The 15,118-nt window shown below is 59.8% G+C and carries 13 protein-coding genes; 5 read left to right on the top strand and 8 right to left on the bottom strand.

The annotated features are described in order from the left end of the window. Nucleotides 1-106: 106 nt before the first annotated feature. The 4 genes from rsmF to GWQ31_RS09500 all read right to left on the bottom strand — a co-directional run bounded on the left by rsmF (nt 107) and on the right by GWQ31_RS09500 (nt 5,542). Complete coding sequence (gene rsmF / locus GWQ31_RS09515; protein ID WP_265462318.1) at nt 107-1,537, bottom strand: 16S rRNA (cytosine(1407)-C(5))-methyltransferase RsmF; 1,431 nt, start codon at nt 1,535-1,537, stop codon at nt 107-109. 131 nt (nt 1,538-1,668) lie between these two features. Further along, nucleotides 1,669-4,221: an MlaD family protein gene (locus GWQ31_RS09510; protein ID WP_275909216.1), complete on the bottom strand. Its 2,553-nt coding sequence runs from the start codon at nt 4,219-4,221 to the stop codon at nt 1,669-1,671. Nucleotides 4,222-4,323: 102 nt separating this feature from the next. After that, a complete protein-coding gene (locus GWQ31_RS09505) occupies nt 4,324-4,932 on the bottom strand; it encodes a paraquat-inducible protein A (RefSeq protein ID WP_005311518.1) in 609 nt (202 codons plus the stop codon). Beyond that, on the bottom strand, nt 4,910-5,542 hold the full coding sequence (locus GWQ31_RS09500) for a paraquat-inducible protein A (RefSeq protein ID WP_275909215.1): 633 nt from the start codon (nt 5,540-5,542) through the stop codon (nt 4,910-4,912). Before GWQ31_RS09500 ends, GWQ31_RS09505 begins: the two co-directional genes overlap by 23 nt. Before the next feature lie 147 nt (nt 5,543-5,689). Here GWQ31_RS09500 and prpB point away from each other — a divergent pair, with 147 nt between their 5' ends. Genes prpB through GWQ31_RS09485 form a run of 3 tightly spaced genes read left to right on the top strand, consistent with a single transcriptional unit; the run spans nt 5,690 to nt 9,172 of the window. Continuing rightward, nucleotides 5,690-6,577, top strand: a complete 888-nt coding sequence (prpB, locus tag GWQ31_RS09495) for a methylisocitrate lyase (protein WP_096119498.1) — start codon at nt 5,690-5,692, stop codon at nt 6,575-6,577. Between the two features lie 11 nt (nt 6,578-6,588). After that, nucleotides 6,589-7,716 (top strand): 2-methylcitrate synthase, encoded by a 1,128-nt coding sequence (prpC, locus tag GWQ31_RS09490; protein WP_275909214.1) that lies wholly within the window; start codon nt 6,589-6,591, stop codon nt 7,714-7,716. Between the two features lie 10 nt (nt 7,717-7,726). Then, nucleotides 7,727-9,172 carry a bifunctional 2-methylcitrate dehydratase/aconitate hydratase gene (locus tag GWQ31_RS09485; RefSeq protein ID WP_275909213.1) on the top strand — a complete coding sequence of 482 codons (1,446 nt, stop codon included), beginning with the start codon at nt 7,727-7,729 and terminating at the stop codon, nt 9,170-9,172. Between the two features lie 75 nt (nt 9,173-9,247). Here GWQ31_RS09485 and GWQ31_RS09480 read toward each other — a convergent pair whose 3' ends face one another. Further along, nucleotides 9,248-9,991 (bottom strand): hypothetical protein, encoded by a 744-nt coding sequence (locus tag GWQ31_RS09480; protein ID WP_275909212.1) that lies wholly within the window; start codon nt 9,989-9,991, stop codon nt 9,248-9,250. A gap of 229 nt (nt 9,992-10,220) precedes the next feature. Here GWQ31_RS09480 and GWQ31_RS09475 point away from each other — a divergent pair, with 229 nt between their 5' ends. After that, nucleotides 10,221-10,598, top strand: a complete 378-nt coding sequence (locus GWQ31_RS09475; protein ID WP_085941456.1) for a polyhydroxyalkanoic acid system family protein — start codon at nt 10,221-10,223, stop codon at nt 10,596-10,598. Nucleotides 10,599-10,925: 327 nt separating this feature from the next. Then, nucleotides 10,926-12,356, top strand: coding sequence for a wax ester/triacylglycerol synthase family O-acyltransferase (locus GWQ31_RS09470; protein ID WP_275909211.1), 1,431 nt, complete (start codon nt 10,926-10,928; stop codon nt 12,354-12,356). 79 nt (nt 12,357-12,435) lie between these two features. Here GWQ31_RS09470 and GWQ31_RS09465 read toward each other — a convergent pair whose 3' ends face one another. Genes GWQ31_RS09465 through GWQ31_RS09455 form a run of 3 tightly spaced genes read right to left on the bottom strand, consistent with a single transcriptional unit; the run spans nt 12,436 to nt 15,104 of the window. Next, nucleotides 12,436-13,236: a hypothetical protein gene (locus tag GWQ31_RS09465; protein ID WP_275909210.1), complete on the bottom strand. Its 801-nt coding sequence runs from the start codon at nt 13,234-13,236 to the stop codon at nt 12,436-12,438. A gap of 13 nt (nt 13,237-13,249) precedes the next feature. Next, entirely contained in the window at nt 13,250-13,918 is a 669-nt protein-coding gene (locus tag GWQ31_RS09460) for a TetR/AcrR family transcriptional regulator (RefSeq protein WP_275907029.1), read from the bottom strand. A 1-nt stretch (nt 13,919) separates the two neighbouring features. Beyond that, nucleotides 13,920-15,104 (bottom strand): patatin-like phospholipase family protein, encoded by a 1,185-nt coding sequence (locus tag GWQ31_RS09455; protein WP_265462310.1) that lies wholly within the window; start codon nt 15,102-15,104, stop codon nt 13,920-13,922. Nucleotides 15,105-15,118: the final 14 nt, after the last annotated feature.

Genomic DNA, 15,118 nt, shown 5'->3' with positions numbered 1-15,118 from the left:
CTGGTGTTCGGATAGCCTTAAGCTTAGACAAGGCTCAAGGCTTTTCAAGATCCGAATAAAAGTTCAACTGAAGTGTGGGTTTTCCAGACTCGATCAGGCGCGGCGCTTATGCACCGAACAGATTGTTGTCTCGCACCAGCTCACGGGGCAGGGCGTTCTTGACCCGGCTACCGACCCACTTCCCCATGCCCAGGGTGTGCCCCTGATAACGAACGATCACCTCGCCAGTGCCAGCCTCCTGCTCGGGCCAGACGTCCCGCCCCATCATGAATTCTCGCGCATTGGCACTGTCGAGTTCGACAACTCCTTGTGTCGCCTTGTCGCCATAGGCCAGCGCCCACTCATGGGTAAGGCGATAGCCCTTCTTGAAGGTCTCCGCCAGCTTGATGCCGATGCGATCGAAACGCAGCTTGCCCTGCACCTGCCCAAACAGGTGAGGGAAGAGCCAGATCTCGTCATTGCGACCAAACAGCTGACCTTGAGGTACCACACCAAAATTGGCTTCAATCTTGCGCAACATGGGCTCTGCCTCTTTGGCCAGCAGTGGCGAGAAGGGGAACTTGCCGAGTTTGCCCGGCTTGAACATGGTGTTGGGCACTGAGTGATGCTTGCGCAATCTGGCGACGAAAAAGCCTTCACTGTCGAAGATCTGGGGCCAAACGTGCAGATATCCTTCGGGCGTACAGGCCTGCTCCGCATTGGGGAACAGGTCGGCCAGCGAGTCAAGGGTCAGGGCATCGCCGAACTTGTCCAGCAGAGACTGACAGACCGCCTGATTCTCCTGCTGGCTCAAGGTGCAAGTGGAGTAGACCAGCACACCGCCGGGTTTGAGGGCGTGAAACGCGCTCTCCAACAACCCTTGCTGCACCGCAGCAATCTCGTCGATGCTCTCGATACTCCAGTTACGCAAGGCATCTTCATCTTTGCGTACCGTCCCTTCGCCGGAGCAGGGGGCGTCAAGCAGTATGGCGTCGAAGGTCTCCGGCAACCACTGGCCAAACACCTTGGCGTCGAAGTGGGTCATGCCCACATTGGTGACACCGCAGCGCTGAATGTTGGCACTCAGCACCTTGAGCCGGCTGCTGGAATATTCATTGGCAACCAGCATGCCCTGATTGTTCATCAGCGCCGCTATCTGGGTGGTCTTGGAGCCGGGGGCAGCGGCCGCATCCAGCAGCATGCCATCCCGCTTGACCTGATCGCTGGCAAATAGCGCCGTCACCGGCAACATGGAGCTCGCTTCCTGAATATAGAAGAGACCGCTCAGGTGCTCTGCCGTATTGCCAAGGGGCACGGACTCATCGGCCCGAGTCAACCAGAAACCGGTCTCGCACCAGGGAACGGCATCGAGTTGCCAGCCAAGTGGCTGCATCTGCATCACAAAATCGGAGACAGATATCTTCAGCGTGTTCACCCGGATGCTGCGCCGCAGCGGCCGCCGACAACTGGCTACGAATTCATCCATGGAGAGATGAGCCGGCATGATCGCCGCAATATGGTGCAAGAAGTGATCGGGAAGATAGGTATTGTCGTGCACGGCGCCGTCTCGTTGACCCAAAATAAGGGGCGATATCCTATCACAAGGCTAGGAATTTTCTTAACAGTGCCGACCGGCAACATAAAAAAGCCCGGCGTCATGGCCGGGCTGGTGTGATAGGAAAGAGACGATCAGGGGAGAATGCGAGGGCTCCACTCCAGCCACTCTTTCTCTGCCTTGCCATGCAAGGGGTAACGATGGCCCGCCTTGACGGTCGGCCCCATCTCCCGCTCGGGGGTATTGAAGGCGATGCCGCCCGCCAGCAGGCTCTGCACGGTTTCCACTTCGATGGTGCCCCCGGTCAAACCTATGTCGGCCTTGACGCCGGAGACGTTCCAGAAACGGGTGTTGGCCCGAACCAGGTGGGCATATTCCTGATCCACGCTCACATCGATCAACACTTCGCTGCCATCGCGTGCCAACGCCACGCCTGTGACGCTGCCCACCACCAGTTTGCGAAACAGCAAGGGGCTGCCAACACTCAAGCCGCTGACCGACGGGCTCTTGAGGGTCAAGGCCAGCCCAACCGGGCCCGTCTGACTCAAGGGAAAACGGTCCTTGCCCGCCCCCTGGCCTGGCTGAGCCTCCACGAAGGCTCCCTTGATCAGGGTATCGAGGTGAGCTATGCCGCCCAATCCCAGCTTGGCTTGTACCAGGGTAAAGCGGGCGCCGGATTGCATAAAGCGCTCCGCATACTGACCATCCAGCTCGGCCTTGAAGATCACCTGACCCAGCGATGGCTCCAGCTCGATTTGCTCAATCTTGCCGATGTCGACACCGCGATAGCGGATCGGGCTGCCGACCCCCAGACCCGGATTGTTGTCGGCCACCAGGGAGAGGGCGCGCACTTTCGCCCGTGCCTGCTCTTTGCTATCAAACAGTTGATGGCTGCTACGGCCGGTTCCAAGCCGGTCAAACTCGATGGCACCGCGCAGCAGGGTAGCAAGATTGCCCACCTTGACGTGTACGCCATCGACGCGCACCCGGGTATCCAGGGCCGGTTTTTTCCAGAACTGCGGCTGCCGGGAGAGCAGGGGAGCATAAACGCCGTCAATCTCCAGCTCGATCTCCACCCCTTGTTTGGCCGCGCGCAGTTGCTTGACCTTGCCCGCCTCAAGCCCCAGATAGAGCACGGGTGAGCCGATGCCGATACCATCTGCCTGCTCTGCCTTGAGCAACCAGCGCTGAGGCTTGGCGTCCCGGGTACCGAGCAATGCCAGCTCCTGGCTCGGGTAGAGGCGGTTGATGCGTTCACCGGTGACGGCCTGCACCAGCTTGATACCGCCGCCAATCCAGGCGCTTGCCGGGCTGGTTTCCACCTTGATACCGCTGAGATCGGCGTCGATCTGCAGTGGTGACGCCCGATAGAAACGGGCCCGTTTCAGCAAGTGCTGATATTGCGTATTGACCACCAGAGCGACGCTGGCATTGCCGTTTGCATCCAGGCTTAGCTGGTTTATCTGACCAATCTGCAACCCCTTGTACCAGAGCGGAGCCCCTTCATTGAGGCCCGCCAGATCATCGGCCAACAGTGTGAGTCGGGTGCCGCTGACCTGATCCTGGCCGCTCAAGGTGATGGCTTTGACCCTTTCCCCCGCCACATAGTCGAGGCGAATGGCAGGCCCTGCCAGCAGGCGATCAGCGTGCTTGAGACCACTGGCGCCGAGGGAAACTGTCTCCCAGACCAGCCGGCTTTCGCCGGTGATCCGAAATGCTTGTTCCGGGTTGATCAAAGCCGTCACGATCCGGCCTTTGTCGGTCAGGCGAATGGGGTCAATACGGCCAATCTCGATCCCCTCATAGAGGATGGGCATTCCCTCCTTGATGGGCAGATCCCCCGCGGCTATGTCGATCCGCTCACCACGGGCGGCCTCGGCCAGCCCCTTGTAGAGGGTGAAGGTCTGCCCCTTTTGTGGCTCTGGGGATGCTTTGGGAGAGTCAAATGCTATGCCGCCGCTGAGGATGGAGGTGAGGCTGCCCGCCTCCACACTGACGCCGGCCAGACTGAAGGACCCCTTGATGCCGCTGATGTTCCAGAAACGGGTGTCAGCCTTGACGAGGTGCTCGAAGCGCGGCTCGATCACCAGATCCAGGATCACGTTCTGGTTGTCCTGGCCCAAGCGGGTATTGATGACGCTGCCCACCTCGATACCACGGAAATAAAGCCTGGCGCCAATCCCGACCGACCCCAGCGAGTCAGCAGTCAGGTGCAACATGCGCCCTTGAGCCTGATAACCCGGGGGAGGGCCGTCCAGTGCATCAAACTCCTCTTCCAGCGGATTGTTGTCCCGGCCGGGCTGCAGGTTGATGTAGTTGCCGGAGACCAGGGTATCGAGGCCGGAAATTTCGGTCAGCGATGCCTTGGGGCTCACCAGCCAGAAGTCGGAGCCTTTGCGGATAAGCGAACGGGCTCGGCTGTCTATCTTGGCCAGTACCGCTATCTTGTGGCCATCTTCAGCCAGCTCCAGATCCTGCACCACCCCGATGGCCACCCCCTGATAGCGCAGCTGGGTCTTGCCCGGCAGAATGCCGTTGCCCTGGGCAAAATTGATGCGAATAAGTTGTCCACTGCTCGCAAACTGCTGGTAGATGAACCCGACCGCCAGCAAGAGGGCAATGAAGGGCAACAACCAGACTGGCGATAACCAGCGACGCTTCTCAATGACGGGTTCAGCCCCGATCATACCGACTCCTTAATTGGCTGATGTGAACAGCACTTCAGATACAAACAAATCATCAACAAGTCACCTTGTCCAAAAACAGAAAGGGAGATTATCCAAGGGGTATCAGCGGGCCGCTTTGTCCCACAGCAGCCGGGTATCCAGCATCCTGGCCGACATCATGGTCAGCACCACTACGCAGGCAAACGCCGTAGCGCCGGGGCCCGCCCGCACATTGAGCAACACGCCGCGATCAACCAACGCCACCATCAGCGAGATGACAAACAAATCCAGCATGGACCAGCGGCCGATAAAATCGATGATGCGATACATGATGAGCTGACGCTTGCGCCGCACCGGTTTGGTGCGCTGCAACTGCCAGCAGATCCAGCCCAGCCCCAAAATTTTACCCACCGGCACTATGATGCTGGCGGTCAGCACTATGGTGGCGATCCCCGACATCTTGCTGCGATAGAGCATCATGATACCGCTGAAGATGGTATCGGACTGCAATAATCCCTTGTTATAGAAGTGGGTGATGGGCAGCAGATTGGCGGGCAGCAACATGAAAGTGGCCAGTGCCAGCAAGCCCCATGACCAGGCCAGCGAATGGGGGATGCGCAACTGCAACTTGCTGTGACAGCGGGGGCAAACTGCGCCGGCCTGATGGCGCACCAGCAAACCGCAGCTGTGACAGCGGCAGAGCCCCAGCTCACGGGCGCTGGTCTGGGTCATGTCCCGGCTCCTCCAGTGGCACGCGCTCCCAGTAAGGAGCGGGATCAAACAGGGTCAGCAGTGTCATGTTGAGCAGCATCAGAATACCCAGACTCAACAAGCCGCCCCCCAGGCGCACATCGGCAATATCGATCAGTTTGAACAGCGCGACCAGCAGGCTGACGATGTAGACCTCCAGCATGGCCCAGTGACGAAACACCTCCACCGCTTTCAGGGTCGGGGCCAGTATGTGCCAGCGCTTGGCCAGGCCACAGGACAGCAAAAAGATACCGAGCAGCAGGCCCACCGGTGCCAGCACGGCGCACCAGAGCACCAGTCCCGCCACCCAGAATTCGTGTTCGACCATCAGCACCAGGATACCCTTGAGCAAATTGGCATCCGAGTTCACCCCGGCCAGACGCAGGTAGATAAGCGGTTCGAAGAAGGCGGAGGGCAGCAGCAGAAAACCTGTGATGGTCAGGGCCATCAACTGGGAGGGGCGAAAGGCGTATCGTCCATACAGATGCTGATGGCAACGAGGACAGTGAGCGTGGCGTCGCATTGGCAATAACTTGCGTTCGATCAGCAAGTCGCAAGCCGGGCAGACGATCACGGGATTGGGATCCGACATACGATTCAACCTGTTGAAGGAATTGGTGAAATTTACCCTAAAACCCGCGCCCTGTCTTGCCTGGCGCCGTTCTGCCACGAAAGTATGATTGACGTTAACGTAAACGTGATATTAGATAGTCAGACCAGACAAATGAAAGGAGTCATGATGTCCAGCCTTACCCCTTCGGCAGGCCTGCGTTTTCGCACCGCCCTTGCCAACGAACGGCCACTGCAGATCGTCGGCACCATCAATGCCTACATGGCCCTGATGGCCGAACGTAGCGGCTTTGCGGCCCTCTATCTCTCCGGTGCCGGTGTGGCCAATGCCTCCCATGGCCTGCCGGATCTCGGCATGACCTCCCTCAATGACGTACTGATCGACGCAGAAAGGATCACCGCAGCCACCAGGGTGCCCTTGCTGGTCGACATCGACACCGGCTGGGGCGGCGCCTTCAATATCGCCCGCACCATTCGCGCCTTCGAGCGGGCAGGGGTGGGGGCTGTACACATGGAAGATCAGGTCGCCCAGAAACGCTGCGGCCACAGACCCAACAAGGCGGTGGTATCCCTCAATGAGATGTGCGATCGCATCAAGGCGGCGGTAGATGCCCGTGAGGATCATGACTTCGTCATCATGGCGCGCACCGATGCACTGGCAGTGGAGGGGATTGGCTCTGCGCTGGAGCGCGCCGCCGCTTATGTGGCCGCCGGAGCAGACATGATCTTCGCCGAGGCGGTGACCGAGCTTGGTCAATATGATCGCTTCAAGCAGGCGGCCGGGGTGCCCATCCTCGCCAACATGACAGAGTTCGGCCAGACCGAGTTGTTTGATAAAGAGGCGCTCGCCAAGCATGGGGTCGACATGGTGCTCTATCCCCTGAGTGCCAGCCGGGCAGCCAATCAGGCCGCGCTCAACGTCTATCAGCACATTCGCCAGGATGGCCACCAAAGAGCCGTCGTGGACACAATGCAGACCCGGGAAGCCCTGTATGACTTCCTCGGCTATCACCATTACGAGCAGACACTGGATCGTCTGTTCACATCCAGGGATTAGGAGGCAAGGTTATGGGACAACAGAAGCCATTGGGCGGCGCTGGCCTGCGGGGTCAGAGCGCGGGGGAAACCAGCATTTGCACCGTGGGCAAGAGCGGTACCGGGCTCACCTATCGCGGCTATGACATCAAGGAGCTGGCAGAGGGCGCCCAGTTTGAAGAGGTCGCCTATCTGCTGCTCAAGGGAGCCTTGCCCAGTGAACAACAACTGGTGGACTACAAGCGCGAGCTGCGCCGCCTGCGCACCTTGCCCACCGCCCTGCTGGAGGTGCTTGAGCGCATCCCTGCCACTGCCCATCCCATGGATGTGTTGCGTACCGGTTGTTCCATGCTCGGCGATCTGGAGCCGGAAGATGGCTTCGAGCACGAGCATGAAGTGGCTGATCGGCTGCTGGCGGCCTTCCCTGGCATACTGCTCTACTGGTACAAGTTCAGCCACGAAGGGCTGCGCATTGCGCTCGACACCGACGAAGAGTGCATCGGTGGCCACTTCCTGGCCCTGCTGCACCAGAAAGCCCCGAGCGAGCTGGCGCGCCGCGTCATGCATGTCTCCCTCATTCTCTATGCGGAGCATGAGTTCAACGCCTCTACCTTCGCAGCCCGGGTCTGTGCCTCCACGCTTTCCGATATGTTTTCCTGCATTACCGCCGCCATCGGTACCCTGCGCGGGCCGCTGCACGGTGGTGCCAACGAGGCCGCCATGGCGATGATCGAGCCCTGGCAGGATGAAGCCCAGGCCCGGCGCGAGCTGCAGGCGAAACTCATCGCCAAGGAGAAGATCATGGGCTTTGGCCACGCCGTCTATCGCACCTCGGATCCCCGCAACGTCATCATCAAGGAGTGGTCGGCAAAACTTGCCGATGCGGTGGGAGACTCACGTCTTTATCGCGTTTCCTGCGAGGCGGAGAAGGTGATGTGGGAGGAGAAAGCCTTGTTCCCCAATGCCGATTTCTTCCACGCCAGCGCTTACCACTACATGGGGATCCCGACCAAGCTGTTCACGCCTATCTTTGTCTGCTCACGGGTCACCGGCTGGTGCGCCCACGTGATGGAGCAGCGGGAACACAACAGGATCATTCGCCCGAGCGCCGATTACGTCGGCCCGGCCCCCCGTCATTTCGTCTCTTTGCAACAACGATAAGGAAATCACGATGTCCGCCAACGTCGACGTCAACCACAGACCTTCTCCCGATCAGGTGCTGGTCGATATTGCCGATTATGTCTGCAACCACCCCATTACCAGTCAGGCAGCCCTCGATACCGCCCGCTACTGCCTGATGGATACCCTGGGCTGCGGCCTGCTGGCACTGCGTTTTCCCGAGTGCACCAAGCATCTGGGGCCCATCGTGCCGGGCACGGTCGTACCCTTTGGTGCCCGGGTGCCCGGCACCCAGCTCTGCCTCGATCCGGTCAAGGCGGCCTGGGACATTGGCGCCATCATTCGCTGGCTCGATTACAACGACACCTGGCTGGCCGCCGAGTGGGGCCATCCTTCCGATAACCTGGGGGGTATTCTGGCTACCGCCGACTGGTTGTCGCGCACTCGTGTCGCCGAGGGCAAGGCGCCGCTCACCATGGCCGATGTGCTGACCGCCATGGTCAAGGCTCACGAGATCCAGGGCGTGCTGGCGCTGGAGAACTCCTTCAACCGGGTTGGCCTGGATCACGTTGTGCTGGTGAAGGTCGCCAGTACCGGCGTGGTGACCCATATGCTGGGGGGCAATCGCGATCAGGTGATCGATGCCATCTCCCAGGCCTGGGTCGATGGCCAGAGCCTGCGCACCTATCGCCACGCCCCCAACGCGGGGTCGCGCAAGAGCTGGGCGGCCGGGGATGCGACATCCCGCGCCGTGCGTCTGGCGCTCATCACCATGAGCGGCGAGATGGGCTATCCCGGCGTACTGAGCGCACCCAAGTGGGGCTTCTACGATGTGCTGTTCAAGGGCAATCAGTTCGCCCTGCATCAGGGCTATGGCAGCTATGTGATGGAGAACGTGTTGTTCAAGATCGCCTATCCGGCCGAGTTCCATGCACAGACAGCCGTCGAGTGCGCCATGAAGTTGCATGAGGAGGTGAAGGGTCGGCTCGACGAGATCGACCGTATCGAGCTCACCACCCATGAATCGGCCATTCGCATCATCAGCAAGGTGGGGGCACTCAACAACCCGGCGGATCGGGATCACTGCCTGCAATACATGGTGGCCGTGCCGCTCATCTTCGGGCGCCTGATAGCCGAGGACTATGAAGATGACGTGGCCGCCGATCCCCGTATCGATGCCCTGCGCGCCAAGATGGTGGTACAGGAAGACAAGCGCTACAGCCGCGAATATCTGGAGGCAGACAAACGCTCCATCGCCAATGCCATCCAGGTCTTCTTCAAGGATGGCAGCCACAGCGCCAAGGTGGAGGTGGAATATCCGGTTGGCCATCGTCGCCGGCGGGAGGAGGGGATACCCCTACTGGTGGAAAAATTCCAGCACAATCTGGCGACACGCTTCCCGGCCAAACGGGTGCACGATATTCTCGCCCTCTGCCAGGATGGCAAGCAGCTGGCCAGCATACCGGTCCATGCCTTTATGGATCTGCTGGTGATCTGATCCGCAGGTTTTCCCACCAGAAATAGACGCGGGCCGCAGGGGCCCGCTTCTTATTGGAGCGTCATGCGCCGCCAGTCAGGCCAGCACGCTGGCATCCCCGTCAAACAGCGCTTCCATGATGGCTGTTTCCCGGCTGGCGATGGTTTCCAGAAACTCGTTGGCCCGCCCCATCTGATGACAGACCCGATAGCCGCGCTCGACAAAAGAGAAAAGCTCGCCGAGCCCCGCCAGATGAGCCGGCCCAGAGACAAGTTTGAGGGTGGTGCCGAGGAAAGGCTTGCGGGCCAACCTGTCAAGCGTCATTCCCAGCTCTGTGACCAGGGTTATTTGATGGGCGCGCCGCCCGGGTTCGCCCACTTCCCGATAGGCGAGGGCATACGCTGTTGCCGTCAACCGACCTATGGCGCCACTGCGACGCAGCGCCACCACCATCAGGTAGTCGAGCTCCTCGGAGAGGGCGTCAAGCTCAATCGCCTGGGCCAGCACCTTGAGGCCCGATTCCGGCAGCAATCGCTCGGCGGTCGGCATTACCCGCATCACGTCCGCATCGCGCCGGGCACAATCCCCGGGGCCATAGAGATCCGTCAGGAAAAATTCGGCGGCCGGGCCGTAGCGCTCGCTCTCCAGCAGATCCCTGTGGGTGCGGCCCAAGCGATCTGCCTGCCATTGACGCAATCTGTCTCTGTCTAGCTGATCTTCCGGGTGATTACGCATCTGCTCGCGCAAGGAGGCGACCCGATTGAGCTGACGATAGAGCCGCCCCAGAGTGCTCTCGTCTTCGGACTGCGGGTCATCGGATAGGAGTGTCTCTTGGGTCATATTCAGCTCTCTGGTGACCTGCAACGAACGGTTTGGCGAACGGATAAAAACAGGGCACATGATAAGTGGATAGTGAGACGGATAGTAGCGTGCACTACCGCGCCGATACATCCTTCTCCTTGAGTGTAACTCGCGGGCGGGCAGGGGATAAATGCGTGGTGCCCTTGCTCAAGCGGCTTTGTTAAGTGAGTCCCAATTATGTTGCAAATGGCTTTCACTTGTTTGATTCATGTGTTTAATATCAATAAATGTTGTCATCGCTCAGAGAGTTAGCATGTTCCTATACGATCCCCTTGTCGGCAGCAGCCTGTCGACCATCCAGGTCAATCGCCAGCACCCTCTGGGGCTGGCCGGTGTGCGGCTCGCCGCCGAAGCCATTGCACAAGACATGAGCGAGGAGTACCAACTCGACTGTGAATGGGAAGATGAGGAAGAGACCCGGTTGCTGTTTCGCGGTGCCGGGGTCAATGGCTTTCTCTGCCTGACCGACACAAACCTGCAACTGGAGGTGCGTCTCGGCCTGATGCTGCTGCCGGTGCGCAGCGTGCTGGAGCAGGAGATCCTCGAATATGTCGATAACCGCCTGCCTTGTCCCAGTCAGGGATAAGCCGCACAGAAACATCAACACTCGCTCTGTCTGTCTGTCTGTCTGTCTGTCTGTCTGTCGCCGAAAATAGATGCCAGACAGCACACCTGTATATTAACTGAACGATGCGATGACCTCCGAATAACAAATAAACCGGAGACAAGACGAGCGGAACAATTATTTTTTACGATGCCATGTTCACGTCGCCACGTTTCATTCTGCCCAGGCAGAAATAAATTAATCGAAGCGTATTGGCACCAACATATACGACTCCTGTTTGTTCGCCATCGATATTGCAGTCTTCATGGGAAGATGGCGGACAAATAAGCGAAACGGTAGGGAAAAACCATGTCACCGTGTGAACTTATCTCCTGTGTCGATACCGCCTGGCTGCGGATGGACAGACCCAACAACTTGATGCAAATCGTCGGTGTGCTGATGTTTGACGGTCAGCTCGACGAGGCCCAGCTGCGTACCAGTCTCGAGTACACCATACGGGTACAGCCCAGATTTCACCAAAAGGCCAGCCTGGAGGGGGGTGAGTACTACTGGCGTGACGATCCCGATTTCGATCTCGATTTGCACCTCAAGCGGGTGATCCTGCCGGGCAAGGCTGGCAAGGCCGAGCTGGAGCGGCTGGTGGCCGACTTTGCCTCCACCCCGCTCAACCATCAGCGCCCCCTGTGGGAGATGCACCTGGTGGATACCTCCCTCGGTGGTCAGGCGCTGGTGGTTCGCTTTCATCATGCCATGGGAGATGGATTCTCCCTGGTGCGCGCCCTGCTCACCATGATGGATGAGAGCCCGGTGTCCGCGCCGCGCCCGCAGCCCGAGCCCCTGGCCAGCGACCATGATGACGACCAAGACGCTCATCAGGGCAGTCGCTTGCTGCGAGCCGGTCTCAAGCTGACCGGCACCCTCTGGTCCAAGTATGTCGAAGTGCTGACCCATCCCACCAAGGCGATGGACTACCTCAAGATAAGCCGGGATGTGACCGCCGAGCTCTACACCATCGCCACCCTCTCAGACGATGCCAGGACTCGGCTGAAAGGGGAGACCGGCAGCACCAAGCGGGTAGCCTGGTCTGAACAGATACCGCTACCGGATGTGAAGGCGGTAGGACGGGTGCTCGGCTGTTCGGTCAACGATCTGCTGATTGCCGCCACCGCAGGAGCGCTTCGCCACTATCTGATTGAGAAAGGGGATGACGCCGATGGTGTCGCAATACGGGCCCTGGTGCCGGTCAACATGCGCGCCCCCGACGACAACGGTGCCCTTGGCAACCGGTTCGGGCTGGTGGCCCTGGACTTGCCTCTGGATATCGAACACCCGCTGCAACGGCTGCATACGGTGCGAGAGCGGATGCAGGCGCTCAAGTCCTCCCTGCAACCAGCCGTGGTGCTGAACCTGCTGGAGGTAATGGGCATGGCCCCCAAGGCCTTGCAACAGCAGACCATCGATATTCTCTCGGCCAAGGCCAGCGCCGTCATCACCAATGTGCCCGGTCCCCAGCAGACCCTTTATCTGGCCGGTGCCCGTCTGCGCCAGCCCCTGTTCTGGGTGCCCCAGGCGGGTGACATAGGTGTCGGTGTCTCCATCCTCTCCTATGACAACAAGGTGCAACTTGGCCTCATCACCGACAAGAAGCGGGTGCCGGACCCTGACCTTATCGTCGACCGTTTTGCCGTGGAGTTTGAACAACTGCTGTTGCTGGTGCTGATGGAACCGGATCTGGTCTATGACCCTGCGGTACTCGAGCAACTGCTGCAAGGAGACTAAGCGTACCGAGCAAGCTGTCTTACAGGAAAACAAAGAGGCCAACCCTTGGGTTGGCCTCTTTCATGGCCACAAGGCGGCGTTATTCGTCCTCCAGCTCCTCACGGGCTGCTTCCACATCGAGTCGCTCCATGGCATCCATGGGTTCACACTCGGCAGCCTCGGCATAGAGCGCTTCGGCCGCCGCCATCTTGCTCTTGCCATGCATCATCACCATGGCATTGGCGTATTCCATGCGGGCGATGGCGGAGTGGGGCACTATGGCCAACGCAGCCTTGAAGTGACGCTCAGCTTCGTCTTTTTTGGCACCATAGGTGATCCCGCCGATCATGGCGCCCAGCTTGTCGATGATCTCCGCATGCCAGGCACCGAAGGCGATGTGGGCCTCGGCATGCTCGGGGGCCAGTGTCAGTGCTTTTTCCAGACTGGTTTTTATCTTGTCACCTATCCCTTGTGACAGGGCCTTGGAGACCGAGATCACCTGGCTATAGCGACCCAGCGCCAAGGCGTGGAAATACCAGCCGTTGGCATTGTTGGGCTGACGCTTTTGCAACTGTTCGGCGTTGCTGGCGGCCAGCTCGAACGCCGCCCGCTTGGCGTACTTGTCATCCAACAGGTAGCTGGCGTGGATCACCAGGGCCTTGTTCACCACGTTGAGGCCAGCGTCCCCCGCCGCATTTCCCAATGCCACCGCCTGACCGAAGTCACCGGCATGGTAGGCACGCCAGGCCGCCTGCACCTGAGTATCCTGAGGCCAGGGTTCTGCATCCCCTTGATGCAGGCGAGCCCAATGTTGTTTGAGGCCCGCCCCCGCGTAGTCATAGGCCGCGTCCGGCCAGGGGAACGGGGTGAACTCGGACAATTTTTGCTGTGAAATGGTCATGTTATGCTCCCTGTTAAAAATCGGAATTGGGTGCCCGCGTCGCAAGGGACGGGCAGTAATGCATGGCGATGGCATCCAGATGGGCACGGGCATTGGGCCGCAGACGAGGGGCCACCAGCTGCATTACCTGAAACACCCCGAGGGCGATGTCGGCATCGGCCCGCGGGTGCAGTGCGCGCTGATAAGAGATCCAGAAAGTGCCCACCAGCGCGATATTGGCCGCCAGGGCCGCGATCTGGGCGTCGCTGCCCTGCAGCAAGCCACTGCCGGACAGGCTGTGACAAATGGCGGCGGCGGTCTGTTCCTTGCGCCGCAGCAGAGCAGAGAAGCGCAGCTCCACCTTGTGATTGCCGCTCATCAGGGTGCTGATGTCGTAGTAGAAGAAGCGATATTTCCAGATGAGTTCGAACATCAGGTGCAAGAAGAACCAGATATCTTCTGTTTCATCCAGCGGAGGGGTGACGGTGTCGAGCAGATGAGCCATCTCCTGTTCGAACTCGCCGAACAGGGCGTTGACTATCTCTTCCTTGTTGTGAAAGTGGTAATAGAGATTGCCCGGACTCATCTCCAGCTCGGCCGCGATGGCGGAGGTGGTGACGGTCGGCTCACCCAGCAGGTTGAACTGGGTGAGGGCGGTGGCCAGGATCCGCTCCCGCGTTCGCCGCTTTGGTTTGCTCTCCATGCTACTCCTTCGGTTGCCGGCGGCTCTTGCCGCCATAACGATGGGTCAACCAATGTTGCAATTGGGTCAGGGAGGCATCCAGTGCCGCGACCGAGCCAGTCCCCGGAGTGAGCAGGGAGCGCTGCTGATCGGCCAGCGCCCCCAGATTGAGCTCAAGCCCATGCTTGGCGAGGATGGGGCCAAGTTCAGCCCGGCGCTGCCACAGATCACGACGGGTATGCTGGAAGGCGTGCTCGCACAGGTGGCGGCGATCCCGATAGCTGAACACATTGGCAAAAAACATTTCGCCATCAGCCTGGGAGGGCTCGAACAGCAAGGCGTCGGCATCCGGGTACTGATGCTTGTAGCGATCCATCCCCACGTGCATGCGCGAATGTATGATGGCGCGAAAGGTCTGGGCCAGCACCACAGGCAAACCACTGTCCACCAGATTGGCGGGGCGCTCGCTGGCGATCCCCGCATCGAACGGCACCAGCGGGTTGATGCAAAACACCAGATCGGCTCCCTCCTGCAGTGCTACCGAGGCATGCAGCGTCTTGATCAGCGCACCGTCCACATAGTGACGGCCATTGATCAATGACGGTGGAAACAGGCCGGGCAGGGCAGCAGAGGCTTGTACCGCCGCCGAAATGGGCACATCGTCGAGCCCCGGGCTGCCAAATGCCACGGCGCGGCCTGTGTCGAGCTCGGTGGCGATGACGAACAGGCGGCTCTTGAGTTTGCGAAAGTCATTGCTGCGGCCACGGCGAGAGAAAAATTGGGTCAGGAAGCGATCCACCCCGCGGCTGTCAAACAAACCTGTCGGGATCGCTTTGGACATGCCTTGCAAGGAGCCGAGCAAGCTTTTGTTCCAGGGGGCGGAGAGGTAATCGGCCAGGCACTCCCACGCCAATGGCGGCAGTGAGGTCAGTCGGTCAAGGTATTCACCGAAAGCGGGGCGCAGCAGAGTCGAGGGGTCGAAAAACTCGCTGCTGTCATCGCTGAGCAGGATCCGCACCAGCTTGTCGGGGGAAATGCCATTGGCCAGCGCCGAGGCAACGACGGCTCCTGAACTGACCCCCACATAAATATCGGCCTGTTCGAAACGCAGCCCCTTGATACTGTCGGCCAGGGCGGCGCAGGCTCCGATCTCGTAAATCCCCCCCAGAGGACCCCCTCCAGCGAGGGCAATCGCAATCGTGCTCATGACACAGCCTCCCT

The organism is Aeromonas sp. 2MA4 (assembly GCF_029237305.1).
In the GTDB taxonomy this organism is placed as follows: domain Bacteria; phylum Pseudomonadota; class Gammaproteobacteria; order Enterobacterales; family Aeromonadaceae; genus Aeromonas; species Aeromonas salmonicida.
The sequence above is the reverse complement of the archived record's forward strand: the minus strand, read 5'-3'. Positions and strand labels throughout refer to the sequence as shown.

Bases quoted from the DNA above. Each gene is read 5' to 3' on its own strand.
- GWQ31_RS09480 (WP_275909212.1), bottom strand. From the start codon at position 9,991: ATGACCCAAGAGACACTCCTATCCGATGACCCGCAGTCCGAAGACGAG.
- GWQ31_RS09475 (WP_085941456.1), top strand. From the start codon at position 10,221: ATGTGTTTAATATCAATAAATGTTGTCATCGCTCAGAGAGTTAGCATG.
- GWQ31_RS09455 (WP_265462310.1), bottom strand. From the start codon at position 15,104: ATGAGCACGATTGCGATTGCCCTCGCTGGAGGGGGTCCTCTGGGGGGG.
- GWQ31_RS09460 (WP_275907029.1), bottom strand. From the start codon at position 13,918: ATGGAGAGCAAACCAAAGCGGCGAACGCGGGAGCGGATCCTGGCCACC.
- prpC (WP_275909214.1), top strand. From the start codon at position 6,589: ATGGGACAACAGAAGCCATTGGGCGGCGCTGGCCTGCGGGGTCAGAGC.
- GWQ31_RS09500 (WP_275909215.1), bottom strand. From the start codon at position 5,542: ATGTCGGATCCCAATCCCGTGATCGTCTGCCCGGCTTGCGACTTGCTG.
- GWQ31_RS09505 (WP_005311518.1), bottom strand. From the start codon at position 4,932: ATGACCCAGACCAGCGCCCGTGAGCTGGGGCTCTGCCGCTGTCACAGC.
- prpB (WP_096119498.1), top strand. From the start codon at position 5,690: ATGTCCAGCCTTACCCCTTCGGCAGGCCTGCGTTTTCGCACCGCCCTT.
- GWQ31_RS09470 (WP_275909211.1), top strand. From the start codon at position 10,926: ATGTCACCGTGTGAACTTATCTCCTGTGTCGATACCGCCTGGCTGCGG.
- GWQ31_RS09485 (WP_275909213.1), top strand. From the start codon at position 7,727: ATGTCCGCCAACGTCGACGTCAACCACAGACCTTCTCCCGATCAGGTG.
- GWQ31_RS09510 (WP_275909216.1), bottom strand. From the start codon at position 4,221: ATGATCGGGGCTGAACCCGTCATTGAGAAGCGTCGCTGGTTATCGCCA.
- GWQ31_RS09465 (WP_275909210.1), bottom strand. From the start codon at position 13,236: ATGACCATTTCACAGCAAAAATTGTCCGAGTTCACCCCGTTCCCCTGG.